The organism is Bacillus sp. CCNWLW194, from assembly GCF_037120585.1.
GTDB classification, from domain to species: Bacteria; Bacillota; Bacilli; order Bacillales; family Bacillaceae_G; genus Bacillus_A; species Bacillus_A basilensis.
In genome coordinates this window covers 309,349-329,496 of sequence record NZ_JBBBBL010000007.1, presented here as the reverse complement: position 1 = coordinate 329,496, position 20,148 = coordinate 309,349, and the positions used below count along the sequence as shown (strand labels likewise).

Sequence of the window (20,148 nt, the reverse complement as noted above, 5' to 3'; positions counted from 1 at the left end):
CTTTCTCATTAACATAAGAAAATAGTAACGTGCTTTTAACTTCAAAAATAGTCTAAATCCTTAAGTTGATGGATGTGGGGTAGTGCAACATGTGATGCAGATGGATTTAATGCAAAGTCTACAGCGGTGTATGAAGGTAGCAAAAAAGTAGGAACAGTGTATTTACGTTACAGTAATAAATGTCATGCAGCATGGGCAAAGTTTGTTTTAGATCAACCAGCACCTGCTGTTTCGGGAGGAGTGTACGCGTACGCTGTTGTAAATAAATATAAAAATGGTGTATTCCAAAAATCAGTCACTTCAAATCAGGGGAATGGCACAATAAAAACAGGTCAAACGAGCACGTATACAGGAATGGTATTTGACTTAACTGCTGATTTCGGATACACAGCAGATGCTGAAGCGGTTACGTTTAATAATGGTTATGGGAAAACTGGACGTTATTAATAAAGGAGTGGAATTCTATGAAACTTTTAAAAAAAGTAAGTGCATGTCTTTGTCTGGCGTTGCTCGTTGTAACTAGTGTGTTTAGTACGACCAATAATAATAAAGCATATGCGGAAGACCATACGTATGATGGGAAAAGTCCGTATTACAATAGTTGTGATCAATCAGCAGTAACGAAAGAGAAGAAGTGGATTGATTCAAATTCTTATGTGGAATTAAAATTTAGCACGACGTGTAAGACAGCATGGGCAAAAGTTACTGTAACCCGCCCGGCAGTTTATAATAACGAAGCTGATGCAAGGATAGTCAGAAAAACCGATGGAAAAGCATATACTTGCGGGAGTGCTGGAGGGAATGGTGTTGTGAATAAAGGGCAAACATCATGCTATACGCCAATGGTATATGATTTAGATCCAAGAAAGGCGCAAGCGCAGGGGAAACATGCCATTCCAAATAGTGATGCATATAATTATGCTGAGACTATTTGGTATTGATGAGGATATAGAGATTGTAAGGTAGAATATTTTAAGAGCATGTTTTGATAGGTTTTCAAAACATGCTCGATTTTTTGGGAGTTTAGAAAAATCGAATTAAATAAGATCTGTATCAGGGGGAGTGTATCCAAGGTGACGAGCCATAGATACAATTTGTCCTTTATGATGAAACTCATGAGTCTCCGTATGAGTTAAAAGCCATAGTGGGGTTGTGCTCCAAGGTTCTTTTTGCCATTTCACTTCATTTGCTATATTTTCAAGCAAACGGTCATTGTATTCATCTAAAAAACGTTGTACAACCTCATCGACTAACTTAAACCTAGCACGAACTTTCTCGATATCTGCATGCTCAATTTCATAATCACTAGCGAATGAAAAATCTGCTCGTTTTTGCTTAAATGCGAATGATCCAAGCCAGTATCGGTAGCAATCGGCTACATGAAGATGCGTCTTTATTATGCTACCGCTTCCGAAATTCGGAATAGTGCTATGTAATTTTTCTAGTGGGATTTCTTCCAAAAATGAAAATAGAGTTTCTCTTGTAGAGCTAATAAGATTATATTGTTGTTTTAAAATATCTAACATGCAATTACACTCCTCTTTTATTTACTAAACCATTTGTGTAGTAAGTAATTCTATATTTATGAGGAGTGAACCTTTGTTATTATTTTTACTAAGCATATTAGATGTATTTTTTAATTGTTTCTGATAGATTATACAAGGTGAAACTTTAATAAGTTGAACACTCTTAGCTCATAATAAATTGTACATAAAAAAGGGGAGCGATAAAATGAATAGACTAGTTGGTTTAAAACAATTTGAAATAACGCGTGGGGAATTGCTTAAATTTATGGAGACGCTAGACGATAAAACTGTGGATACGCAGCCAGAAGGCTTTAACAATACAATTCGTTGGCATATTGGTCACGTGTTAACAGCAGCAGAAACTTTTATGTTTGGAAGAGAGTTTAAACAATTACCAACGGAATATCCAGGTATGTTTGGATATGGATCAAGACCATCTAAATGGACAACAGAAGGACCATCATTAGAAGTGTTAACGGCCCAATTAAAAGAACAAGCAAAACGTATTAACGAAATTCCAGCAGAAGCATTTGAAAACAAACTTCCAGAGCCATTCCTAGGATTGGAAACAGTTGGTGAGCTTTACGGTATGATGCTTTATCATGAAGCAGATCATATTGGGCAAATGAAGGCGATGGAACGTATTATTAAGGCTCTTTAGTTTGAATTGCATATAACAAGAAAAATGACAGATGTATGGTTAAATAATATATATACAAAAAAGGTAGATAAATTATTATCTACCTTTTTTGTATAACTTCTTGAAGGATTAGGGGTTATCATCGTGATGCTGATGAAGAAGGAGAAAAAACTAATATATAGGGATAAAGAAATTTTATTATTTTTATGGTGTGATTATTAATTATAGTATTCCTAAATATGGAATATACGTATAATAAAAGAGAAGAACTAGAAATAGGGGTGAATACTATGATTACATTGGAACAAAAGTTGGAGCAATACACACATACATATGCACAGTTAAAGGAAGAACTAAAATGGAAAACGAGTGATTCTCGAACAGGAATGATGATTGCTGCTATGTATGCAAGCAGTGATAAATTATTTGATCTCGGACGTTTTTTAGAAATTAGTAGTTATATTAAGAATCAGGTAGGAATGTTTTCATACTTAAAGTCTTATCATCGCTTTGTGGTGGCCGCAACATTAGATATACACTTTACAGATTACAAGAAAGCTTTTCGAAACTTTTTAGATTTATATGAACAATTGGTCGCTGGTGGTTTTAGTCGGAGTATATTTACTTATCTTGCAGCAGCTGTGCTTTTAACAGAAGATAATGAACAGTATGGCACGCACATTCAGCGTTCGATGCAAGTATATAAACGAATGAAAGAGGATCATCTTTTTCTTACAGGTACAAATGATTATCCGCTCGCGGTTTTACTAGCAGGGCAATCAGAGGATGTAGAAGCACTTATGGACCGAGTGGAACGTCTTTATCAGAAACTAGCGGCAGCTGGTTTGCGTAAAGGGAATGATCTTCAATTTCTAAGTCATATTCTTTCACTAAAGAAGGATGTCCGTGAAGAAATGTTAGTTGCAACATGCACAAACATATGGAAGTTATTAAAGCGAGAAAAGGTAAAAGTGAAACAGATGCATTATCCCGCTATCGGGCTACTAGCGTTACTTGAGGATGGAGAAAAAGAGATTCATTCTATTAAAGCATTGATTGAAAAATTGCAGGGGGAGAAATTGTTCCGTTGGCATACAGATACCAATATTCTTATTGCTATTCAACTGTTTGTAAGTCAGAAAAGTGAGGAAAGTAAAGCTACCAACACAGGCTTACAAACAATGATAGAAGTCCTCATACAGGCACAACAGGCAGCTGTGATGGCAACGATTGCCGCTTCATCTGTAGCAACCTCCTCCGCTAGTAGTAGTTCATAATGTGCAACTGCTTATGCACTTGTAAATTATGATGAATTTATAACTCTTTTGATGAGGGCGGTTTAAAAAATATTATTAAAAAAGGCACATCACTCTCTAATGAGTGATGTGCTAACTTTTTTACATAATCAGCATTATCTTTTCGACTCCTTCAAATGTTTAAGTTGTGTAACAATCATAATGCTAATAACAACCAGTAAAAACCATGAACTAATTTTGCTTAAGTGAACGAGATTCCATGCTTCCCGTTGATTTGGATATTGCCATGCTCCGAAAAATGTTGCGATGTTTTCTGCAATCCAAATAAAGAATCCGATAAGGAAAAAGGAGAGAACGAGCGGCATTTTATATGTAACATCTTGTAATGAAAACTCCACAAATGTCCGAAAGAAAACGATGAATAGAAGTAAAGTTAATGCCCATCTAAAGTCATATAGAAAATGATGTGTGAAAAAATTGAAGTAAATCATTGCTCCTAGAGGTATTGCAAAAATAGCTTTCGGCCAATGGTACATTTGTAAATGCATTCTTCTCCACGCTTGGCATATGTAACTCGCGACACTTGCATACATAAACCCGCTGTAAAGTGGAACTCCAAACACTTTTGAATATGCCTCTTCCGGATAACTCCATGAACCGAAATGTACTTTATATATTTCTAGTAAAAGGCCGATGAGGTGGAAGACAGTAATTACTTTTAATTCGTCTTTCGTCTCAAGTCCAGTCTTATACATAAACAACTGCATAAGAAGACATACGATGAGTATGAAATCATAGCGATATAACCCTGGGATAGAAACGATTTTTGAAAGGGCTAGTGTTAAAAAAATGACGACTGGGAATAAGCAAGATAATGCTTGCTCGTAAGTGAAATGTAGTAGTTGTTTTATATAGAACATTGTGTCTCCTTCGATATTTTTTGTTAGAAAACTCAAAATAATGACTAAGTATACTACAATTTTAAAAATAAGCTAGTAGTCTATTTTGCGTGTATTTGTAAGTTTTGGAAGGGAATTGTAATAAGTATTTTAATATGTAACAAAGTAAAAAATAGTTTGCTATTTAAAAAAAGTGGGGATATAATATCTAAATGAAAATGATAATTATTATCAATATTAATTATAAATAAAAAATAATTATAAAAAACAACTGAATATAAAGGATGAAATGACACATGTTACATAAGTCTACTATACTTGCTGGCAATAATCGCTGGATACATATTAAGTTTATATGTTTCATGAGCTTAACAATTTTATGTTTAATTGGATCGATTTTTTTGGCCGTTGCATTCGGTGCAAAGGATATCCATTTGCAAACGGTGTGGACAGCGGTTTTTGATTACAATCCGAAATTAACGCAGCATCAAATCATTTACGAATTAAGGCTCCCAAGGGTAATTGGCGCAGCAGTTATAGGAGCGGCTTTTGCGGTCGCTGGGGCTGTTATGCAAGGAGTAACACGAAATCCTTTAGCTGATGCAGGTGTGCTTGGCATAAATGCAGGTGCGATGTTTGTAGTAGCACTTAGTTTTGCCTTTTTCCCGCATATGCCGTATTCCTATTTGATGGTTGTTTCCTTTATTGGAGCAGTTTTAAGTACAGTACTCATTTTTATTATCGGATTAGCAACATCAGGCGGATTAACACCGATGAGGTTAACGATCGCTGGGGCAGTTATGGCAGCACTTTTACATTCGTTAAGTTCAGGTGTTGCAATTTATTATGACTTAAGTCAAGATTTAGCGTTTTGGTACGCTGGTGGTGTTGCAGGGGTTAAGTGGGAACACTTGAAATTTTTAGTTCCTATTATTCTTATAACGATTGTTTTTGCGACAGTGTTAGGGCGGTCTATTTCACTCATATCAATGGGGGATGATGTTGCTACGAATTTAGGAGTAAAAACGAACCGTACGAGAATACTAGGGATGATTACAGTAGTCATTCTTGCAGGCGTATCTGTTTCAGCTGTTGGCTCTATTGGATTTGTAGGACTCGTTATCCCGCACATTGCTAGAAAATTAGTTGGTGTTAATTATAGACTCATTATTCCTATGTCAGCATTTTTAGGAGCTATGTTATTAGTTTTAGCTGACTTAGGGGCAAGAACAGTAAATCCTCCTAAAGAACTTGCGATAGGAATTATGGTAGCTCTTGTTGGAGTTCCGTTCTTCCTCTATATAGCACGTAAAGTTGGGAGGGAACTATAAGTGAAGGATCTTTTGAACACAGATAAGAAGAGAGCTATTACTGTAACTACAATTTTCGGTTGTGTTGGTATCGCTGTCATTTTAATTAGTTTAAATACAGGAACATTGAGTATAGCGCCACTTAAAGTAATTCAAACGCTTTTCGGTTATGGTGATTTTGAAAGTGCAACCGTGCTATATGATTATCGTATGCCAAGAATTATAATCACAATGTTAGCTGGTATTGGCCTTGGAGTTTCCGGTGCGATTTTGCAAGGGTTATCACGTAATGCACTTGCAGATCCTGGTATTCTTGGACTGCATGCAGGTGCATCTTTTGGGCTAATTCTATTCGTTACTTTCTTTCATTCTATTAATGAGAATGCATCGATTTTAATACCGTTATTTACATTTGGCGGGGGAGTGTTAGCTGCATTTTTAATTATTTTACTTGCGAGTGATCGATCAAAAGGTTTACTTCCCATTAGACTTATTCTCGTTGGTATTGCTGTTTCAGCTGGATTTAGTGCGATTTCGTTATTTTTCTCTCTCAAGTTAAATGATGAGACGTATATATTCGCTTCTAAATGGCTCGTTGGTAACGTGTGGGGAAGGGATTGGATTCATGTTCTAGCATTATTACCTTGGATTTTCATACTAACCCCGTATGCGTGGCTAAAATCTAAAACGTTAAATGCACTGTCATTAGGTGATAGTGTAGCAGCAGGACTTGGTGTTTCTGTTCAAAAAGAACGGTTGCTACTTTTAGCTACAGCGGTTGGATTATCGTGCGCAAGTGTATCGATGGCAGGAGGGATTGGTTTTATCGGTTTAGTTGCCCCGCATATCGCAAGAAAGTTAGTAGGCACTACCTATCAACATTTCCTTCCGCTAGCTGGCATTATCGGCATGATTATTTTAGTACTAGCAGATACGATAGGTCGTTCTATATTTGAGCCAAACTCTATTCCAGCTGGTGTAGTAGTGGCGGCTTTAGGAGCACCTTATTTTCTTTATTTACTTACAAAAACAAAATAAATACTTCAAAGAGGAGAGCATATGAAAAAGAAACTTACTATTTTATTTAGCATTATGTGTATTTTTGTATTAGCAGCATGTGGTCAAACGAAACCTAATGAAGAGGCAACGAAAAAAACGGAAAAAAGTAATGATCCAAAAATCGCTTCTATGTCTATTCACTTAACGAATAATTTACTTGCATTAGGAATTACACCAGTAGGTTCTGTAATTGGTGGAGATTTAAAAGATTTCTTACCGCACGCAAAAGAACAGCTGAAAGATACGAAGAAACTTGGTGTTGTAACAGATCCGAATATGGAAGCATTACTTCAGTTAAAACCATCTGAAATTTATGTGGATGAAAAATACGCTGGCAAAGATTTAGCGAAATACGAAAAAATTGCAAAAACACATTCTTTCAATTTAGATGAAGGTACGTGGAGAGACCATTTAAAACAAGTTGGTAAACTTGTAAACCGTGAGAAAGAAGCGGATAAATATATTCAAGATTACGAAGAGCAATCAAAACGAGTAAAAAGTTTAATAGATAAAGAGTTAGGTAATAACGAAAAAGTAATGGCAATTCGTGTTACTGCAAAAGAATTAAGAGTATTTAGCACGAAAAGACCGATGGGACCAATTTTATTCCAAGACTTAGGATTACAACCTGCAAATGGTGTAGAGAAAATCGATGGAAACCGTCCTTTCGAAGTCATTTCACAAGAAGTATTACCTGACTTTGATGCAGATGCGATTTTCGTTGTTGTAAACAGAGACGATAAGGCAAAAGCTGCATTTAAGCAACTTCAAGAAACACCAATTTGGCAAGACTTAAAAGCTGTTAAAGGCAAGCACGTATACATTATCAATGACCAACCATGGCTTGACTATTCTGCTTTAGGTAACAAAATGGCAATGGATGAAGCGGAGAAAATGTTTACGAAATAATAGAGTTTTGCTATTAGGAAAGGCCCTCTGAATTTGGAGGGCCTTTTTGTTATTGTTAGAATAAATAAAAAATTATACAATGAATTTAATTTAATGTAGAGGAGATGTGCCAATGTCAGCGCTTATTGTAAGTATCCCGTTTATAAAACAGTTTATGGAACAAGGGGATAAATAGACTAAAATAAGTGTCCCCGTTATTAAAAAAGGGGGAATTTGAAATGACGATGAATCTTTTTCAAAATAAAACTGTTAAATTATCCGCTATTAGAGAATCAGATGCTAAAGTAATGGCTATGTGGCAAGAAGATAGTGAGTATTTAAGAAATGTCGATACAGATGTAGCGTTTCCACAATCGTTACAAGAAATAGTAAGTGATGGGCTATTAAAGGGACGGAGATCGAATAGTGTATCTTTCATGTTGAGGACAGTTCAAGATGATCGCTTAATTGGTTTTGTGGCAATTCATGGCATAGAGTGGAATAACAGAACGGGTTTATTAGCCATTGGTATAGGAGATGCAAATGATAGAGGGAAGGGATATGGAAGAGAAGCAATCCATCTTATCTTAAAATATGCTTTCTATGAATTGAATTTACACCGCGTTGGTCTTGATGTTATTTCTTATAATAAAGCTGCTATTGAGTTGTATAAAAAGATGGGTTTTCAGATAGAAGGCTGTATGAGAGAAGCAGTGCAAAGAGATGGGAAGTGTTTTGATCGTATCATTATGGGGATATTGCGGGATGAATGGATAGAGCTGCAAGGTTAGAAAGTACATTCTAAATTATATATGTAGTATGCAGGAGATATAATGATAATTGGCGAAAATTTACAGTGTACTGATCGAATTTATCCCGCGTTAACGGGCAGTAAAACTCCCACCTTAAAATTCAGTTGGAGCAAAGAAGTTAGGTGGGAGTCGGGCTGTCCGTAAACGTCCGATTGGTTCAACTAATAATCAGTGGGGGATGAACAAAACCCCCACTGATTAAAGTTTCACTTTATAAGGAGCTATGCAAAATGAATTTAGAAAAAGCAAAACCAGTAAATGAAGAGGTCGCTGAATTAAAAGAGCTAATTAAAGAATTGCACGGAAGTGTACATCAACTTCAAAGTGAAGTGCAGCAACTAAGGCACGAAAGACCGGTTGTTGAAGTTCGAAAGGGTGTTCAACTATCACCAGCAATCATTGGACAAATTGGTGGTATGATTTTAGGTGGGTTAGCAATTATAGGTATATTTTGGTGATAAAAAAGGTATGCAGTTTAACGCTGCATACCTTTTTAGTGTCGTTATTTGTCGGTAAGTCGATATTCTCTGTCGAACCGTCGATATATTTAGAAAATCGTTGATATATTCGAAGAAACGATTGATATATTTTAAAAACCGTCGATATAATTTCACACACCATAACATTTACATTAAATAACGTAAATATATATAAGCGTGTGATAACAATAATGCAATAATTGTTAACGGAAAACCAATTTTTAAGAAGTCCATATAAGAGAAAGCATGTCCTTCACGTTTCGCAATACCAGCAACGACTACGTTTGCTGATGCTCCAATCAATGTTCCGTTTCCTCCTAAGCAAGCTCCAAGTGATAACGCCCACCATAGTACTTCGATTTGCGGGGAATCGACAGATAGTCCGAGCCCTGTAGCTAAATCTTGAATAAGCGGGATCATCGTTGCGACAAATGGGATGTTGTCAATTGTTGCAGATGCGATGCCAGATACCCATAAAATAAGTACCGCAGCGAAACCGATATCGCCATTTGTTACGTCGAGTACTTCTTTTGCGAGTGAAGAAATAAGCCCAATATCAATTAACCCGCCAACGAGAACGAATAGTCCGGCGAAGAAGAAAATGGTTACCCATTCAACGTGAGCAAATACATCTTCAATATCATGTTCTTTTACTCCGATTAGCATAAGAAGTGTAGCGCCTGTCATTGCAATTACCGCAGCGTCTACATGAATAATGGAATGAAATACAAAGCCTAAAATAGTTAGTCCTAAAATCGAAATGGATTTTAAAAGGAGGCTTTGATCTTTAATATAATCTTTTTCGTTTAATTCCATTAATATTTTAATTTGTTCAGTTGTTGTTTTTAGTTTGTTGCGATACAGGAAGTAAATAATGCCAAGTGTAACGATAGAAATAATAATTACGATTGGAGCTAAGTTTAGTAAAAAGGCATTAAAATCTAAATGCTTATTTGCCGATCCGATCATTATGTTAGGTGGATCACCGATTAATGTTGCTGTTCCGCCTATATTTGAAAAAAGCACTTCTGAAATCAAATAAGGAACAGGGTTTACTTTTAAAATACGTGTAATGGATAGTGTAACAGGTACGATTAGTAAAACGGTTGTTACATTGTCCAAAAATGCTGATCCGACAGCAGTTAATAAGGATAGTAATAATAAAATGCGGATTGGTTTTCCGCCAGCTGCCTTCGCTGCTTTAATGGCCACAAATTCAAATACGCCCGATTGGCTCGTAATATGTACGAGAATCATCATCCCAATTAAAAGGGTGATCGTTTCCCATTGAATATGTGATGTGAAAGCAGTATGTAAGTCTACAATTCCAAAAATAATCATAATAGCAGCACCGAATAGTGCAATTACAGCACGATTCAATTTCTCAGAAATAATAAATCCGTACGTGACTAAAAATACGGCAATTGCAAAATAATATTGCCAATTTGCTACTTCATGTGCTGATTGTTCCAATCATGTCACCTTCTTTAAAGTATGTATTCAATTGTCGAAATGTATCTCGCTATATGAATACGGGATAAAATATATTGTAGCAAATTCAAAAAAGAAAGAAAACTATTTAACAAAGTGAAGGAAAAAATGTGTTTTTTACATATGATATAAAAAAATAAAGAAACACAGTGCAAATTATTAGGAAAAGTGAGAGTTGTCCTCTAATATAGAGATAGCAATTTACATTATTTTTGCGTAAAATGGTTTAAAGAGGTGAATTCCGATGGAAATAGTAAAAGATAGTTCTCTTATTCAAAATGAAATTGAACGTTTTGTAAATAAAGATGTATATATTCATTTAGAAACGACGAACGGAGCGTATGCGTCACACTTTAATGAAAAGATGATGACAGTTGGGGCATTCATTCGAAATGCAATTATTCGCTTTGAGCGCGGAAAAATAACTGGAACAAACCCATACCGAGTTGGTTTGAAAATGGATCATGGCTGGGTATATGCTGAAGGTATTACGCACTGGGAATTAGACGATAAAGAACGTTTATTACTAGCAGGGCATGATAATCAAGGCCGCTTAGCAGTTGCGCTTGAGTTAAGCTTAACGCCATTTAAGTAAGAAGGAGGGAAACTTATGGAGAGACATGTACTTGTTGTATTTCCGCATCCAGATGATGAAGCATTTGCTGCGGGAGGAACAATTCGCTTATTAACAGATCAAGGAGTACCTGTAACGTATGCATGCGGTACTTTAGGACAAATGGGACGTAACATGGGGAAAAACGTGTTCGCTAACCGTGAAACGATTCCAAATATCCGTAAAAAAGAATTGAAAGATGCATGTGAAGCGATGGGGATTCAAGATTTAAGAATGCTTGGTTTCCATGATAAAACGTTAGAATTTGAAGATGTTGATTTCGTTTCTGATAAAATTGAAGCGATCATCCAAGAAGTAAATCCATCTCGAATTATTACATTTTATCCAGAGCACGGCGTACATCCAGATCATGATGCATTTGGCCGCGCTGTAGTTCGCGCCGTATCACGTATGCCAAAAGAAGAACGTCCAGTCATTCATGCAGTTGCAATTACGAAAAATCGTGAAGCAGTACTCGGGGAGCCCGATGTTGTAAATAATATTAGCGAAGTATTTGAACATAAATTAGCTGCACTAGGTGCGCACCGTTCACAAACAGAAGCAATGCTTGAAGAAACACACGCGAAAATCAAAAACAAAGATGCAGCAACATTAAAATGGCTGCAACTGGAACAATTTTGGACTTATAAATGGGAGTAGGCTAGAAGGGAACCTTCTAGTAGCTCTTACATAGAAAAAAGCACCGTCATTTGTGACGGTGCTTTTTTTGTTGAAGGCTATATATTTCTTAGAGATATGCTTCAAAGTTTTAAAATTAATGTGCAGTATAGCCTCCATCAACAAGAAGTGTTGTACCATTAATAAAACTAGCATCATCACTTGCTAAAAATAAGACAGCTTTTGCTACTTCTTCTGGTGTTCCAAGTCTGCCTTGTGGATGAAGTGAAGCTAAATATTCTTTCTGTTGAGGATTAACACTACTAAGTAAAGGGGTGTCAATATAGCCAGGGCAGACCGCGTTAATACGTATTCCATATTTAGCGTAGGCAGTACATAAATTTTGAGTTAATAGTTTCACACCACCTTTTGCAGATGAGTATGCTGTTGGGGTAGGTAATGAAACAAAACTATGAATCGAACCAGCATTAACGATGACACCGCCTGTACCTTGTTTAAGAAATTGTTCAATCGAATATTTATCAGAAAGGAATACCCCAGACAAGTTAATATCAATGGTTCTTTTCCATTTTTCGTAGGATAATTCGTTTGCCGGTGCATCATCAGCAACGCCGGCATTGGCATACATAATATCTAATTTACCGTATGTACTTACTGTCTCATGGATTAGCTGTTTAATATCTGCCTCTTTTGTTACATCGGTTTTAATAAATAACGTATTATATCCATGTGCATTCAATTCATCTGATAGATCTTTTCCACGTTCAGAAAAGTCAGCAATAACTACTTTTGCACCTTCTTTGATAAAAAGACGAACAGTAGATTCGCCAATTCCACTTGCACCACCAGTTATGATCGCTACTTTGTCTTTTAATTTCATATAAACCTCTCCATTCATCAATGAATTTAAGTCGAATTTTTTTAATTTGGTTATATTACCATTAACCTTAAATAGTAAGTAGATAGAAGAAAAAGCTTGCGTTTACTTAATTGTGAGAGTGCTATTTTTTTTATTGTAATTTTTATACAGTGATGGACGAAAATATTAATTAGGTCAACTTTATCATTAGATTGAATGTTCGGTAAAGTATTCTCGAATAGGGTGAGTGCTGAAGCTAAACTACTGATCTACATAGATATAACGAGGGAGATTTACATATAGTTGCTCTTTGTATTTTATTAATTAACAAATTTTTAAACTTGCTGATGATGTAGTGGAATTAAATAAGTCGGTTATTTTCAGGTTGAATCAGAACTGAAAACAGCAAAAATAAATCGTTGAATAATAATTATTTATTGAAAAACGATAAATAACATGTTAATATCAAATTGGAAATTAGTAAGAGAGGTGTTTTTTATAAAATGTAAAACGAATGTTATGTACTAAAAAAGAAATTGATAGAAATTAGGAAAGTTATATATTTTAATAGCAAAAAAAGAAAAGGGAGTAGAGCATGATTAATAAAACAGTAAAGAAAGTTATCTTGATTGCAGGTGGTTTGTATATTACATATTTAGTAGGTGTAGCCATATTAGCGGAATCTATACCATATCCTACATCTCAACAACTTAAAGAAGCCGAAAAAGTAGTTGAACGTTATGTAGGTGAAAATAATGGAGTGGAAATGATAAATACATCTAGCAGCTTCACGGCTGAGATGTTCGATCGTTCAATTCATATTGAAGGGAATTCAAAAGAGAATCCGGAACAAGTATTTCGAATGGATTTAGATCAAGTTTCTAGTGAAAGTGAAAAGATAACCGAAAAATCGATAAATAAAATTTGTAAATCAAATGATGCAGGAAAGAAATTTACGTGTGCTGATGCTGAATAACTAAAGGTAGGAATGTGTAGCTGCATAGTAACGATTGATAACTACTATTCAAGTTAAATAGGAAAAAGCCTCGCAGGGGGGCGAGGCTTTAAACAGGGTATTAAAAATTATCGATTCATTAAGAATAATTTCTTTTGAATAAACTAATTTTAGCATGATAACTCATATATATGTGTTACGAATTTATGAACGAAAAACCAATGATAATAATTTATGTATAATCTGCATCATTACATAAAGTTCGAGTGGAATAGAGAGTATGCTTTTGTAAGGTGTAATAAAGATATAGTCTGCCTACGGAAATAGGTGGGCTATTTTTTATAAAGAAAAGATAACTTGAGGTAAAGCCCTTGTTAGGAAATAGGGTAAAAACAAGATTTTTTAAGGAGAGATAAGGACGTTCAACAGATAAAGATATCGTATTTGAAACACGTGATTATTCGTGGATTAAGTTCTATTTTTGATAAAAAATCTTTAAAAGGCCTTACAGTTCCTAAAATTGATATTTAGTAATGATCTGTAAGAAACATATATTTTGAATTAATTAATAGAATAATATATATTTATATTGATTTAATGGTTTTAGATTGTTAAAAATGGGGAAATCGATATGAAGGTTAAATTTGCCGTAATAAAAGATGAGAACTTTGATTGTAGTTTATTGGAAACAAAATTATTGAAAACTTTTAAAGAAGTAGATTGTGAAGCAGATATTGTAAAGGTTGAGGCTGAAATTTTTGAAAACAATGATATACAAACGCATTTATCACAAATAACCATTCATGTTACTGGAAAAAATATTGGATATAGATCCGTTTCAGCTAGTATATTTATTGTTCTAGAGAGCTTATCAATACAGCTATTTCGTATTCATATTAGTATACTTTAAGCAGTTCAAAAAGTGGCTTCTTCAGAAAATCATACTGATTATATTGAGTTGTAAATATGAAAACAATAGAAATTATTGTAGGTGCTCCCGAATGTTGGATTGCACCTTGTTTGTTGTTAAATAAACAAGGGGTTCCTTTTCAAATTTTAATTTATCTTAATCGCATATTATCTTAACGCTGAAATTGACAGTCTCAAGGCTGAGCAAAAAGAAATGATGAGAGACATTCGAAATTTAGAAACGCGTATCACTATTAATGAGAAAGACATAGCAACAATCAAGAAGCAATTAGAAAAAATAAGTACAAACACAACTTAGATTTTGCGGATTAATATTAGTGCGATAGTAATGTCAAAAAGGGATGATTTAATCTTGTGAAATAGGACGATATAAAAGAAAGTGGGGAGCTCCCTCTTTCTTTTATATCAATGAGAAGCTATAAATTTTCCGTTTCTTTTTCATCTGCATACTTTTCCTCTAAAGAAATTAATAGAGTAATTAACCCAATTACTACGATAATTAATGTAATTATAAAAGATTTAGAAAGAGAGAAAGGACCTTCAATTAAAAGTGGTAAAAACTTGAATGAAAGTATACTAGCTATTAAGGAAATTACTAAAATACTAAAAAGGGATATATTTTTATTTTTTATAGATGCTTGTAGAAAATCTTTAATAAAGCCTGTAGCGACAAATATAGTTAGTATGATAAGAGAAATAAAATAATGTGTTACATTTGTCATACTAATAGTAGGATCGTCTATTATGTAGGCAAGTAATTTAGATAATAATATACCACCAAACAATAGAATGATAAAAGCGAGTAATTCTGTTGATATATAAGTGCTGAAACTATCTTTCTTTTTAAAGATCTTGTAGCTTAGAGTAGCCTGGATCATTTGAATGACAAATAAAGCGATAATCCATACATAATATACAATTGGTAATTCTCCTGAGAATAGAGAGATTAGGAAGTTTATTACTGTCCTTAAAATTTCAATCATTACGAAAGTCCTCCTGTTTGTAAGCTTTACGACTTTAAAATGTGCTAGTTTATTGTTAAATAATTAGGTGTACAATTCCAAACTATTTCTAATTATTCCATAAAAAGGTGGTTGTATCAAGTTATCTCTTTAATAAATCTGCCAAGGCCGAGTACTAGAAAAAGAAACGCAATATGTAATATAATTGAAAAAGTATATTTTAAAATCAATGTTAATATTACCCTCCTATAAGTATTAACATACGTAATTGAGGTGTTTTCTTTGTTGTTTTATGAGCGAATTTCTATAATGGCCCCTCCTGTTCCGTAGCTAAGGAAAGTCTTTTTATTTCTGAGATTTTCAAAGTTATAGGAGGGTATGAAAAATGAAAAAAGTCTCAGTACCATCACTTTTGTTAATGATTATTCTTGTCGCGTTTCCGCAAATTAGTGAAACGATATATACACCGTCTTTACCTGACATTTCAAAGGCGTTACATGTAAGTAATAATGAGGTGCAGTTCACGCTAAGTGTGTATTTCGCTGGATTTGCTTTAGGTGTATTTTTTATTGGATGGTTATCAGATATAATTGGTCGTCGTCCGGCGATGTTATTTGGAATTGTCGTATATGGTGTAGGTAGTTTCTTATGCTTTATTGCAAATTCCATTGAAGTTTTATTGGTAAGTCGTTTTATTCAAGCGTTTGGAGCAAGTGCAGGATCAGTTGTAACGCAAACGATTCTTCGTGAAAGTGTAGAAGGGCATAAGAGGCATGTTATGTTTGCTCAAATCTCGGCAGTTATTGCTTTTACACCAGCGATAGGACCGTTAATTGGTGGCTTTCTTGATCAAATGTTTGGATTTAAAATAGTATTTTTAAGTTTAGTAGTTATGAGTATCGGGATTTTTCTGTATACGTTTGTTTCTCTTCCGGAAACAAAAACGAGTGCAGTAACGGATAAAATAAATGTCTTTTCAGTATGGAAGAGGTTAATTACAAATCCAAAAGTAGTAACATATGGGCTATTAATTGGGGGAGCAAATGGTGTTTTATTTAGCTATTATGCAGAAGCGCCGTTTATCTTTATTGAATACTTTCAGTTATCGCCTAGTATGTATGGATTTTTAGGGATTGTTGTTGCGTCTGCTTCTATTATTGGAGCGAAAGTTTCAAAACGTTTACTTGCTACTTATAAACCAGAGAAAATTATATATATCGGTTGTCTTGTAATGGTAGTTGGAGCAGTCGCTTTATCTATTATTACTTCAGTTGGATCAAATCCAAACATAATATATATGATTGGATTTTTAGTAGCGATGTTTATATTGCTATTAGGAATTGGAGTAGCATTACCTAACTGTTTAAGTTTAGCATTAATAGATTTTCAAGATGTCATTGGTACAGCGGGTGCATTGTTTAGCCTAGGGTACTATGTAATTGTAACAATAACAATTTGGGGAATGAGTCAATTTCATACGGGCTCGTTACTGGTGATGCCACTTTATTTTCTAGTTATAGTAGTTGTCATGATGGTGTTTACTAAAGTGTTTGTTTTAGGTAAACAAACTTCAAAAACGATTTAAATATGAAATGGTAAAAGAGTCTCATTTTTTTATGAGACTCTTTTATATTTTATTCCGCAATTTTGAGGTAGCAAGATTCCTGCCTCAAAATTGGGCTGGAATGAAGCAGTTAGTAGTGTATTAATATATTAAATTTCTGATTGGTATATGAATGGGACGAGTAGGAATTTACGTTATCAACTATAAAGATTGAAGTACATGCGGTCTGAAACCGAGGAAGAAATGCTCTCGTCAATTATTTATATTGTCATAACATTCATACCGGAATCATATTGAATAGATGTATTTTATTGTTAATTTAGTTAAAAATTAATCATACTTATGTATAATAATTTATTGAAAAAATAATTGAATTTTTCAGATTAATGAATTAATATAAGGTAAGTAATTTTAAGATTTATAGAATAATGGAAGATGAAAGGTTTTGAGAATTTTATAAGAAGCAACAAAACGATTTTAGGATAGCTTTAAAGCTAGTGTAAAATGACGTTTGCTTCATCATTTTCAGGGCCGAAAGGAATTAGGAGAAAGCATCTTGTTTTAAAATGCGGCTATGAATCATCTAAGAGGGGGAAGTGAAGTGGCAAACAAAGAATTGAAAAGAGGTTTAGAAGCACGTCATATTCAAATGATTGCTTTAGGCGGAACAATTGGTGTTGGTTTGTTTATGGGGTCAGCCAGCACGATTAAATGGACAGGTCCGTCAGTTATGCTTGCGTATGCAATTGCAGGTATTTTTATCTTCTTCATCATGCGTGCCATGGGAGAAATGTTGTATATGGAGCCAAGTACAGGTTCATTTGCGACATTCGGTCATAAGTATATTCATCCGCTAGCTGGTTACATGACAGCGTGGAGTAACTGGTTCCAGTGGGTCATCGTTGGGATGTCAGAGATTATCGCGGTTGGAGCGTATATGCAATATTGGTTCCCAGATTTACCAGCATGGATACCAGGTGTAATCGCAATGGTTATTCTTGGCGCAGCTAACTTAATTTCTGTTAAGTCATTTGGTGAATTTGAATTTTGGTTTGCGATGATTAAAATAGTTACGATTCTATTAATGATTATTGCGGGATTTGGACTTATTTTCTTTGGAATTGGTAACGGCGGAGAAGCGATTGGCATATCAAATCTTTGGTCAAATGGCGGTTTCTTTACAGGTGGTTTTTCTGGATTCTTCTTTGCATTATCACTTGTAGTTGGAGCGTATCAAGGTGTGGAATTAATCGGTATTACTGCTGGTGAAGCGAAAGATCCGAAGAAGACACTTACAAGAGCGATTCAAAGTACAATTTGGCGTATTTTAATTTTCTATATTGGTGCTATTTTCGTTATTGTAACTGTGTATCCGTGGGATCAATTAAGTACAATTGGTAGCCCGTTCGTAGCGACTTTTGCGAAAGTTGGTATTACGGCTGCGGCTGGACTTATTAACTTCGTTGTTATTACAGCAGCAATGTCTGGTTGTAATAGTGGTATTTATAGTGCTGGACGTATGCTGTATACGTTAGGTGTAAATGGACAAGCACCGAAATATTTCAAGAAACTTTCTGGAAATGGTGTACCATTATTCGGTACAGTCGGTGTAATTATCGGTTTAGCGGTTGGTGTAGTTCTAAGTTATATTGCACCAAAAAACTTATTCGTATATGTATATAGTGCGAGTGTACTTCCTGGTATGGTACCGTGGTTCGTTATATTAATTAGTCAAATTAATTTTAGAAAAGAAAAAGGGGCAGAGATGAAAGATCATCCGTTCAAGATGCCATTTGCTCCTGTTACAAACTATTTGACGATTGCCTTTTTAATTATGGTATTAATCGGAATGTGGTTTAACGATGATACTCGTATTTCATTAGTTGTAGGTATTATTTTCTTAGCTATCGTTACAATTAGTTTCTATGCTTTCGGAATAGGGAAGCGTGCTCCGTTAGACATACAAAAAGATAATGAAATTTCAAGTAAATAAAGATAGTGAAAAGTCCGATTTCTCATTTAGAAATCGGACTTTTTGTTATTAAAACTTTTCTAAAACGATTTTCCCAATGGTGCGCCCACTTTCAAGTAGTGTATGTGCTTTCTTTAAGTTTTCAGCGTTAATTGGTGTGAATGTTTCATTTAAAGTAGTCTTTAAAACGCCTTCATCCAATAGTTCGCTTACTTTATTTAATAGTTCGTGCTGCGTAATCATATCGCCAGTTTCATACATCGCTTTTGTGAACATAAATTCCCAAACGAGTGTAGCACTTTTACTTTTTAAAATACCCATTTCAAGAGGGTGTTCATTTTCTACGATAGAGCAAATTTTTCCTTGTGGTTTAATAAGCTCACAAATTGCTTGCCAATGTTGATCTGTATTATTTAAGCAGAAAATATAATCTACATCTTTTAGCCCGAACTCTACTATTTGTTCTTGTAAAGGTTGGTGATGGTTAATGATATAATCGGCACCGAATTTTTCAACCCAGTGTATTGTTTCATTGCGGGATGCAGTTGTGATTACATTCAATCCAGCCCATTTCGCCAGTTGTATGGCAATTGAACCGACACCACCAGCTCCGCCGATAATTAAAATGTTTTTAAATGTATTTGTATCTTTCTTATTATAATCAATGCCTAAACGTTCGAATAAACCTTCCCAAGCCGTAATAGCTGTTAAAGGAATTGCTGCAGATTCAGCATCATTTAACGTTTTTGGTTTTTTACCAACAATTCTTTCATCAACTAAATGATATTCACTATATGTACCTTGTCTCGTAATACTACCGGCATAAAACACTTCGTCGCCTTCTTTAAATAATGTACAACTTTCGCCAGTTTGCACAACAACACCACTCGCATCCCAGCCAAGTATTTTCGCTACCTCTTCTTTTTTATCTTTCGGAGAGCGAACTTTTGTATCAACTGGATTAACGGAAATAGCATTAACTTTTATGAGTAAATCTCTTCCGCTGGCAACAGGCTTTTCAACTTCCATATCAATTAAACTGTTTTCATCTTCAATAGGTAAGTATTCATGTAAACCAATTGCTTTCATTTGTATTCCCTCCATTAAAGTAAGAGTTTTTCTCTTTTATTATAGTAGGTAAAGTGTCATTATGTAAAAAAGTTAAGTCCTTTCCATTTTGTCAAAGGCCTGTTTCAGCCTCATATAGAACTTTGTAACTGGGGAGGACTAGTCATCGTTTGATTTTATAAGCATTGAATGAAAGGTATACTTATTTTTCCAGTGTACCTTGCAA

At 34.7% G+C, this 20,148-nt stretch carries 20 protein-coding genes and 1 pseudogene; 15 read left to right on the top strand and 6 right to left on the bottom strand.

Annotation, left to right across the window (positions count from 1 at the left end; all coding sequences use genetic code 11):
* Window positions 1-78 precede the first annotated feature (78 nt).
* Window positions 79-447 (top strand): annotated as a pseudogene (locus tag V7S50_RS18410) (DUF2690 domain-containing protein); the annotation flags it as partial.
* A 17-nt stretch (window positions 448-464) separates the two neighbouring features.
* A complete protein-coding gene (locus V7S50_RS18405) occupies window positions 465-941 on the top strand; it encodes a DUF2690 domain-containing protein (RefSeq protein ID WP_242256317.1) in 477 nt (158 codons plus the stop codon).
* 96 nt (window positions 942-1,037) lie between these two features.
* Here V7S50_RS18405 and V7S50_RS18400 read toward each other — a convergent pair whose 3' ends face one another.
* Complete coding sequence (locus tag V7S50_RS18400) at window positions 1,038-1,526, bottom strand: DinB family protein (protein WP_242256316.1); 489 nt, start codon at window positions 1,524-1,526, stop codon at window positions 1,038-1,040.
* A 205-nt stretch (window positions 1,527-1,731) separates the two neighbouring features.
* On the opposite strand from V7S50_RS18400, the gene V7S50_RS18395 reads away from it, so the two are divergent.
* Window positions 1,732-2,187: a DinB family protein gene (locus tag V7S50_RS18395; protein ID WP_242256315.1), complete on the top strand. Its 456-nt coding sequence runs from the start codon at window positions 1,732-1,734 to the stop codon at window positions 2,185-2,187.
* A 218-nt stretch (window positions 2,188-2,405) separates the two neighbouring features.
* Window positions 2,406-3,443 carry a DUF4003 domain-containing protein gene (locus V7S50_RS18390; protein ID WP_242256314.1) on the top strand — a complete coding sequence of 346 codons (1,038 nt, stop codon included), beginning with the start codon at window positions 2,406-2,408 and terminating at the stop codon, window positions 3,441-3,443.
* Between the two features lie 134 nt (window positions 3,444-3,577).
* On the opposite strand, the gene V7S50_RS18385 is transcribed toward V7S50_RS18390, so the two are convergent.
* Window positions 3,578-4,342, bottom strand: coding sequence for a DUF817 domain-containing protein (locus V7S50_RS18385; protein ID WP_242256313.1), 765 nt, complete (start codon window positions 4,340-4,342; stop codon window positions 3,578-3,580).
* Window positions 4,343-4,617: 275 nt separating this feature from the next.
* Here V7S50_RS18385 and V7S50_RS18380 point away from each other — a divergent pair, with 275 nt between their 5' ends.
* The 5 genes from V7S50_RS18380 (at window position 4,618) to V7S50_RS18360 (ending at window position 8,848) form a co-directional block, all read left to right on the top strand.
* Window positions 4,618-5,652 (top strand): FecCD family ABC transporter permease, encoded by a 1,035-nt coding sequence (locus V7S50_RS18380; protein ID WP_242256310.1) that lies wholly within the window; start codon window positions 4,618-4,620, stop codon window positions 5,650-5,652.
* Window positions 5,653-6,669, top strand: coding sequence for a FecCD family ABC transporter permease (locus V7S50_RS18375; RefSeq protein ID WP_242256308.1), 1,017 nt, complete (start codon window positions 5,653-5,655; stop codon window positions 6,667-6,669).
* Window positions 6,670-6,690: 21 nt separating this feature from the next.
* A complete protein-coding gene (locus V7S50_RS18370; protein WP_242256306.1) occupies window positions 6,691-7,599 on the top strand; it encodes an iron-hydroxamate ABC transporter substrate-binding protein in 909 nt (302 codons plus the stop codon).
* Between the two features lie 218 nt (window positions 7,600-7,817).
* Entirely contained in the window at window positions 7,818-8,369 is a 552-nt protein-coding gene (locus V7S50_RS18365) for a GNAT family N-acetyltransferase (RefSeq protein ID WP_000178497.1), read from the top strand.
* Between the two features lie 251 nt (window positions 8,370-8,620).
* Window positions 8,621-8,848, top strand: coding sequence for a hypothetical protein (locus tag V7S50_RS18360; protein ID WP_001047301.1), 228 nt, complete (start codon window positions 8,621-8,623; stop codon window positions 8,846-8,848).
* Between the two features lie 168 nt (window positions 8,849-9,016).
* On the opposite strand, the gene V7S50_RS18355 is transcribed toward V7S50_RS18360, so the two are convergent.
* On the bottom strand, window positions 9,017-10,342 hold the full coding sequence (locus tag V7S50_RS18355) for an ArsB/NhaD family transporter (RefSeq protein ID WP_242256304.1): 1,326 nt from the start codon (window positions 10,340-10,342) through the stop codon (window positions 9,017-9,019).
* A gap of 262 nt (window positions 10,343-10,604) precedes the next feature.
* Between V7S50_RS18355 and V7S50_RS18350 the strand changes: the two genes are divergently transcribed.
* Together V7S50_RS18350 and bshB2 are read left to right on the top strand one after the other, a co-directional pair.
* A complete protein-coding gene (locus tag V7S50_RS18350) occupies window positions 10,605-10,955 on the top strand; it encodes a YojF family protein (protein ID WP_242256302.1) in 351 nt (116 codons plus the stop codon).
* 15 nt (window positions 10,956-10,970) lie between these two features.
* The gene (bshB2, locus tag V7S50_RS18345; protein ID WP_242256300.1) at window positions 10,971-11,633 is read left to right on the top strand and encodes a bacillithiol biosynthesis deacetylase BshB2; all 663 of its coding nucleotides are present in this window, start codon (window positions 10,971-10,973) and stop codon (window positions 11,631-11,633) included.
* 115 nt (window positions 11,634-11,748) lie between these two features.
* On the opposite strand, the gene V7S50_RS18340 is transcribed toward bshB2, so the two are convergent.
* A complete protein-coding gene (locus V7S50_RS18340) occupies window positions 11,749-12,492 on the bottom strand; it encodes an SDR family NAD(P)-dependent oxidoreductase (protein WP_242256298.1) in 744 nt (247 codons plus the stop codon).
* Between the two features lie 574 nt (window positions 12,493-13,066).
* On the opposite strand from V7S50_RS18340, the gene V7S50_RS18335 reads away from it, so the two are divergent.
* Window positions 13,067-13,447: a hypothetical protein gene (locus V7S50_RS18335; RefSeq protein ID WP_242256296.1), complete on the top strand. Its 381-nt coding sequence runs from the start codon at window positions 13,067-13,069 to the stop codon at window positions 13,445-13,447.
* Window positions 13,448-14,057: 610 nt separating this feature from the next.
* Window positions 14,058-14,336 (top strand): hypothetical protein, encoded by a 279-nt coding sequence (locus V7S50_RS18330; RefSeq protein WP_242256294.1) that lies wholly within the window; start codon window positions 14,058-14,060, stop codon window positions 14,334-14,336.
* A 436-nt stretch (window positions 14,337-14,772) separates the two neighbouring features.
* On the opposite strand, the gene V7S50_RS18325 is transcribed toward V7S50_RS18330, so the two are convergent.
* Complete coding sequence (locus tag V7S50_RS18325) at window positions 14,773-15,339, bottom strand: DUF5823 family protein (protein WP_242256292.1); 567 nt, start codon at window positions 15,337-15,339, stop codon at window positions 14,773-14,775.
* A gap of 364 nt (window positions 15,340-15,703) precedes the next feature.
* Here V7S50_RS18325 and V7S50_RS18320 point away from each other — a divergent pair, with 364 nt between their 5' ends.
* A complete protein-coding gene (locus tag V7S50_RS18320) occupies window positions 15,704-16,903 on the top strand; it encodes a multidrug effflux MFS transporter (protein ID WP_242256291.1) in 1,200 nt (399 codons plus the stop codon).
* A 580-nt stretch (window positions 16,904-17,483) separates the two neighbouring features.
* A complete protein-coding gene (locus tag V7S50_RS18315; RefSeq protein ID WP_242256289.1) occupies window positions 17,484-18,875 on the top strand; it encodes an amino acid permease in 1,392 nt (463 codons plus the stop codon).
* Between the two features lie 48 nt (window positions 18,876-18,923).
* On the opposite strand, the gene V7S50_RS18310 is transcribed toward V7S50_RS18315, so the two are convergent.
* Entirely contained in the window at window positions 18,924-19,943 is a 1,020-nt protein-coding gene (locus V7S50_RS18310) for a zinc-binding alcohol dehydrogenase family protein (protein ID WP_336376463.1), read from the bottom strand.
* Window positions 19,944-20,148 lie beyond the last annotated feature (205 nt).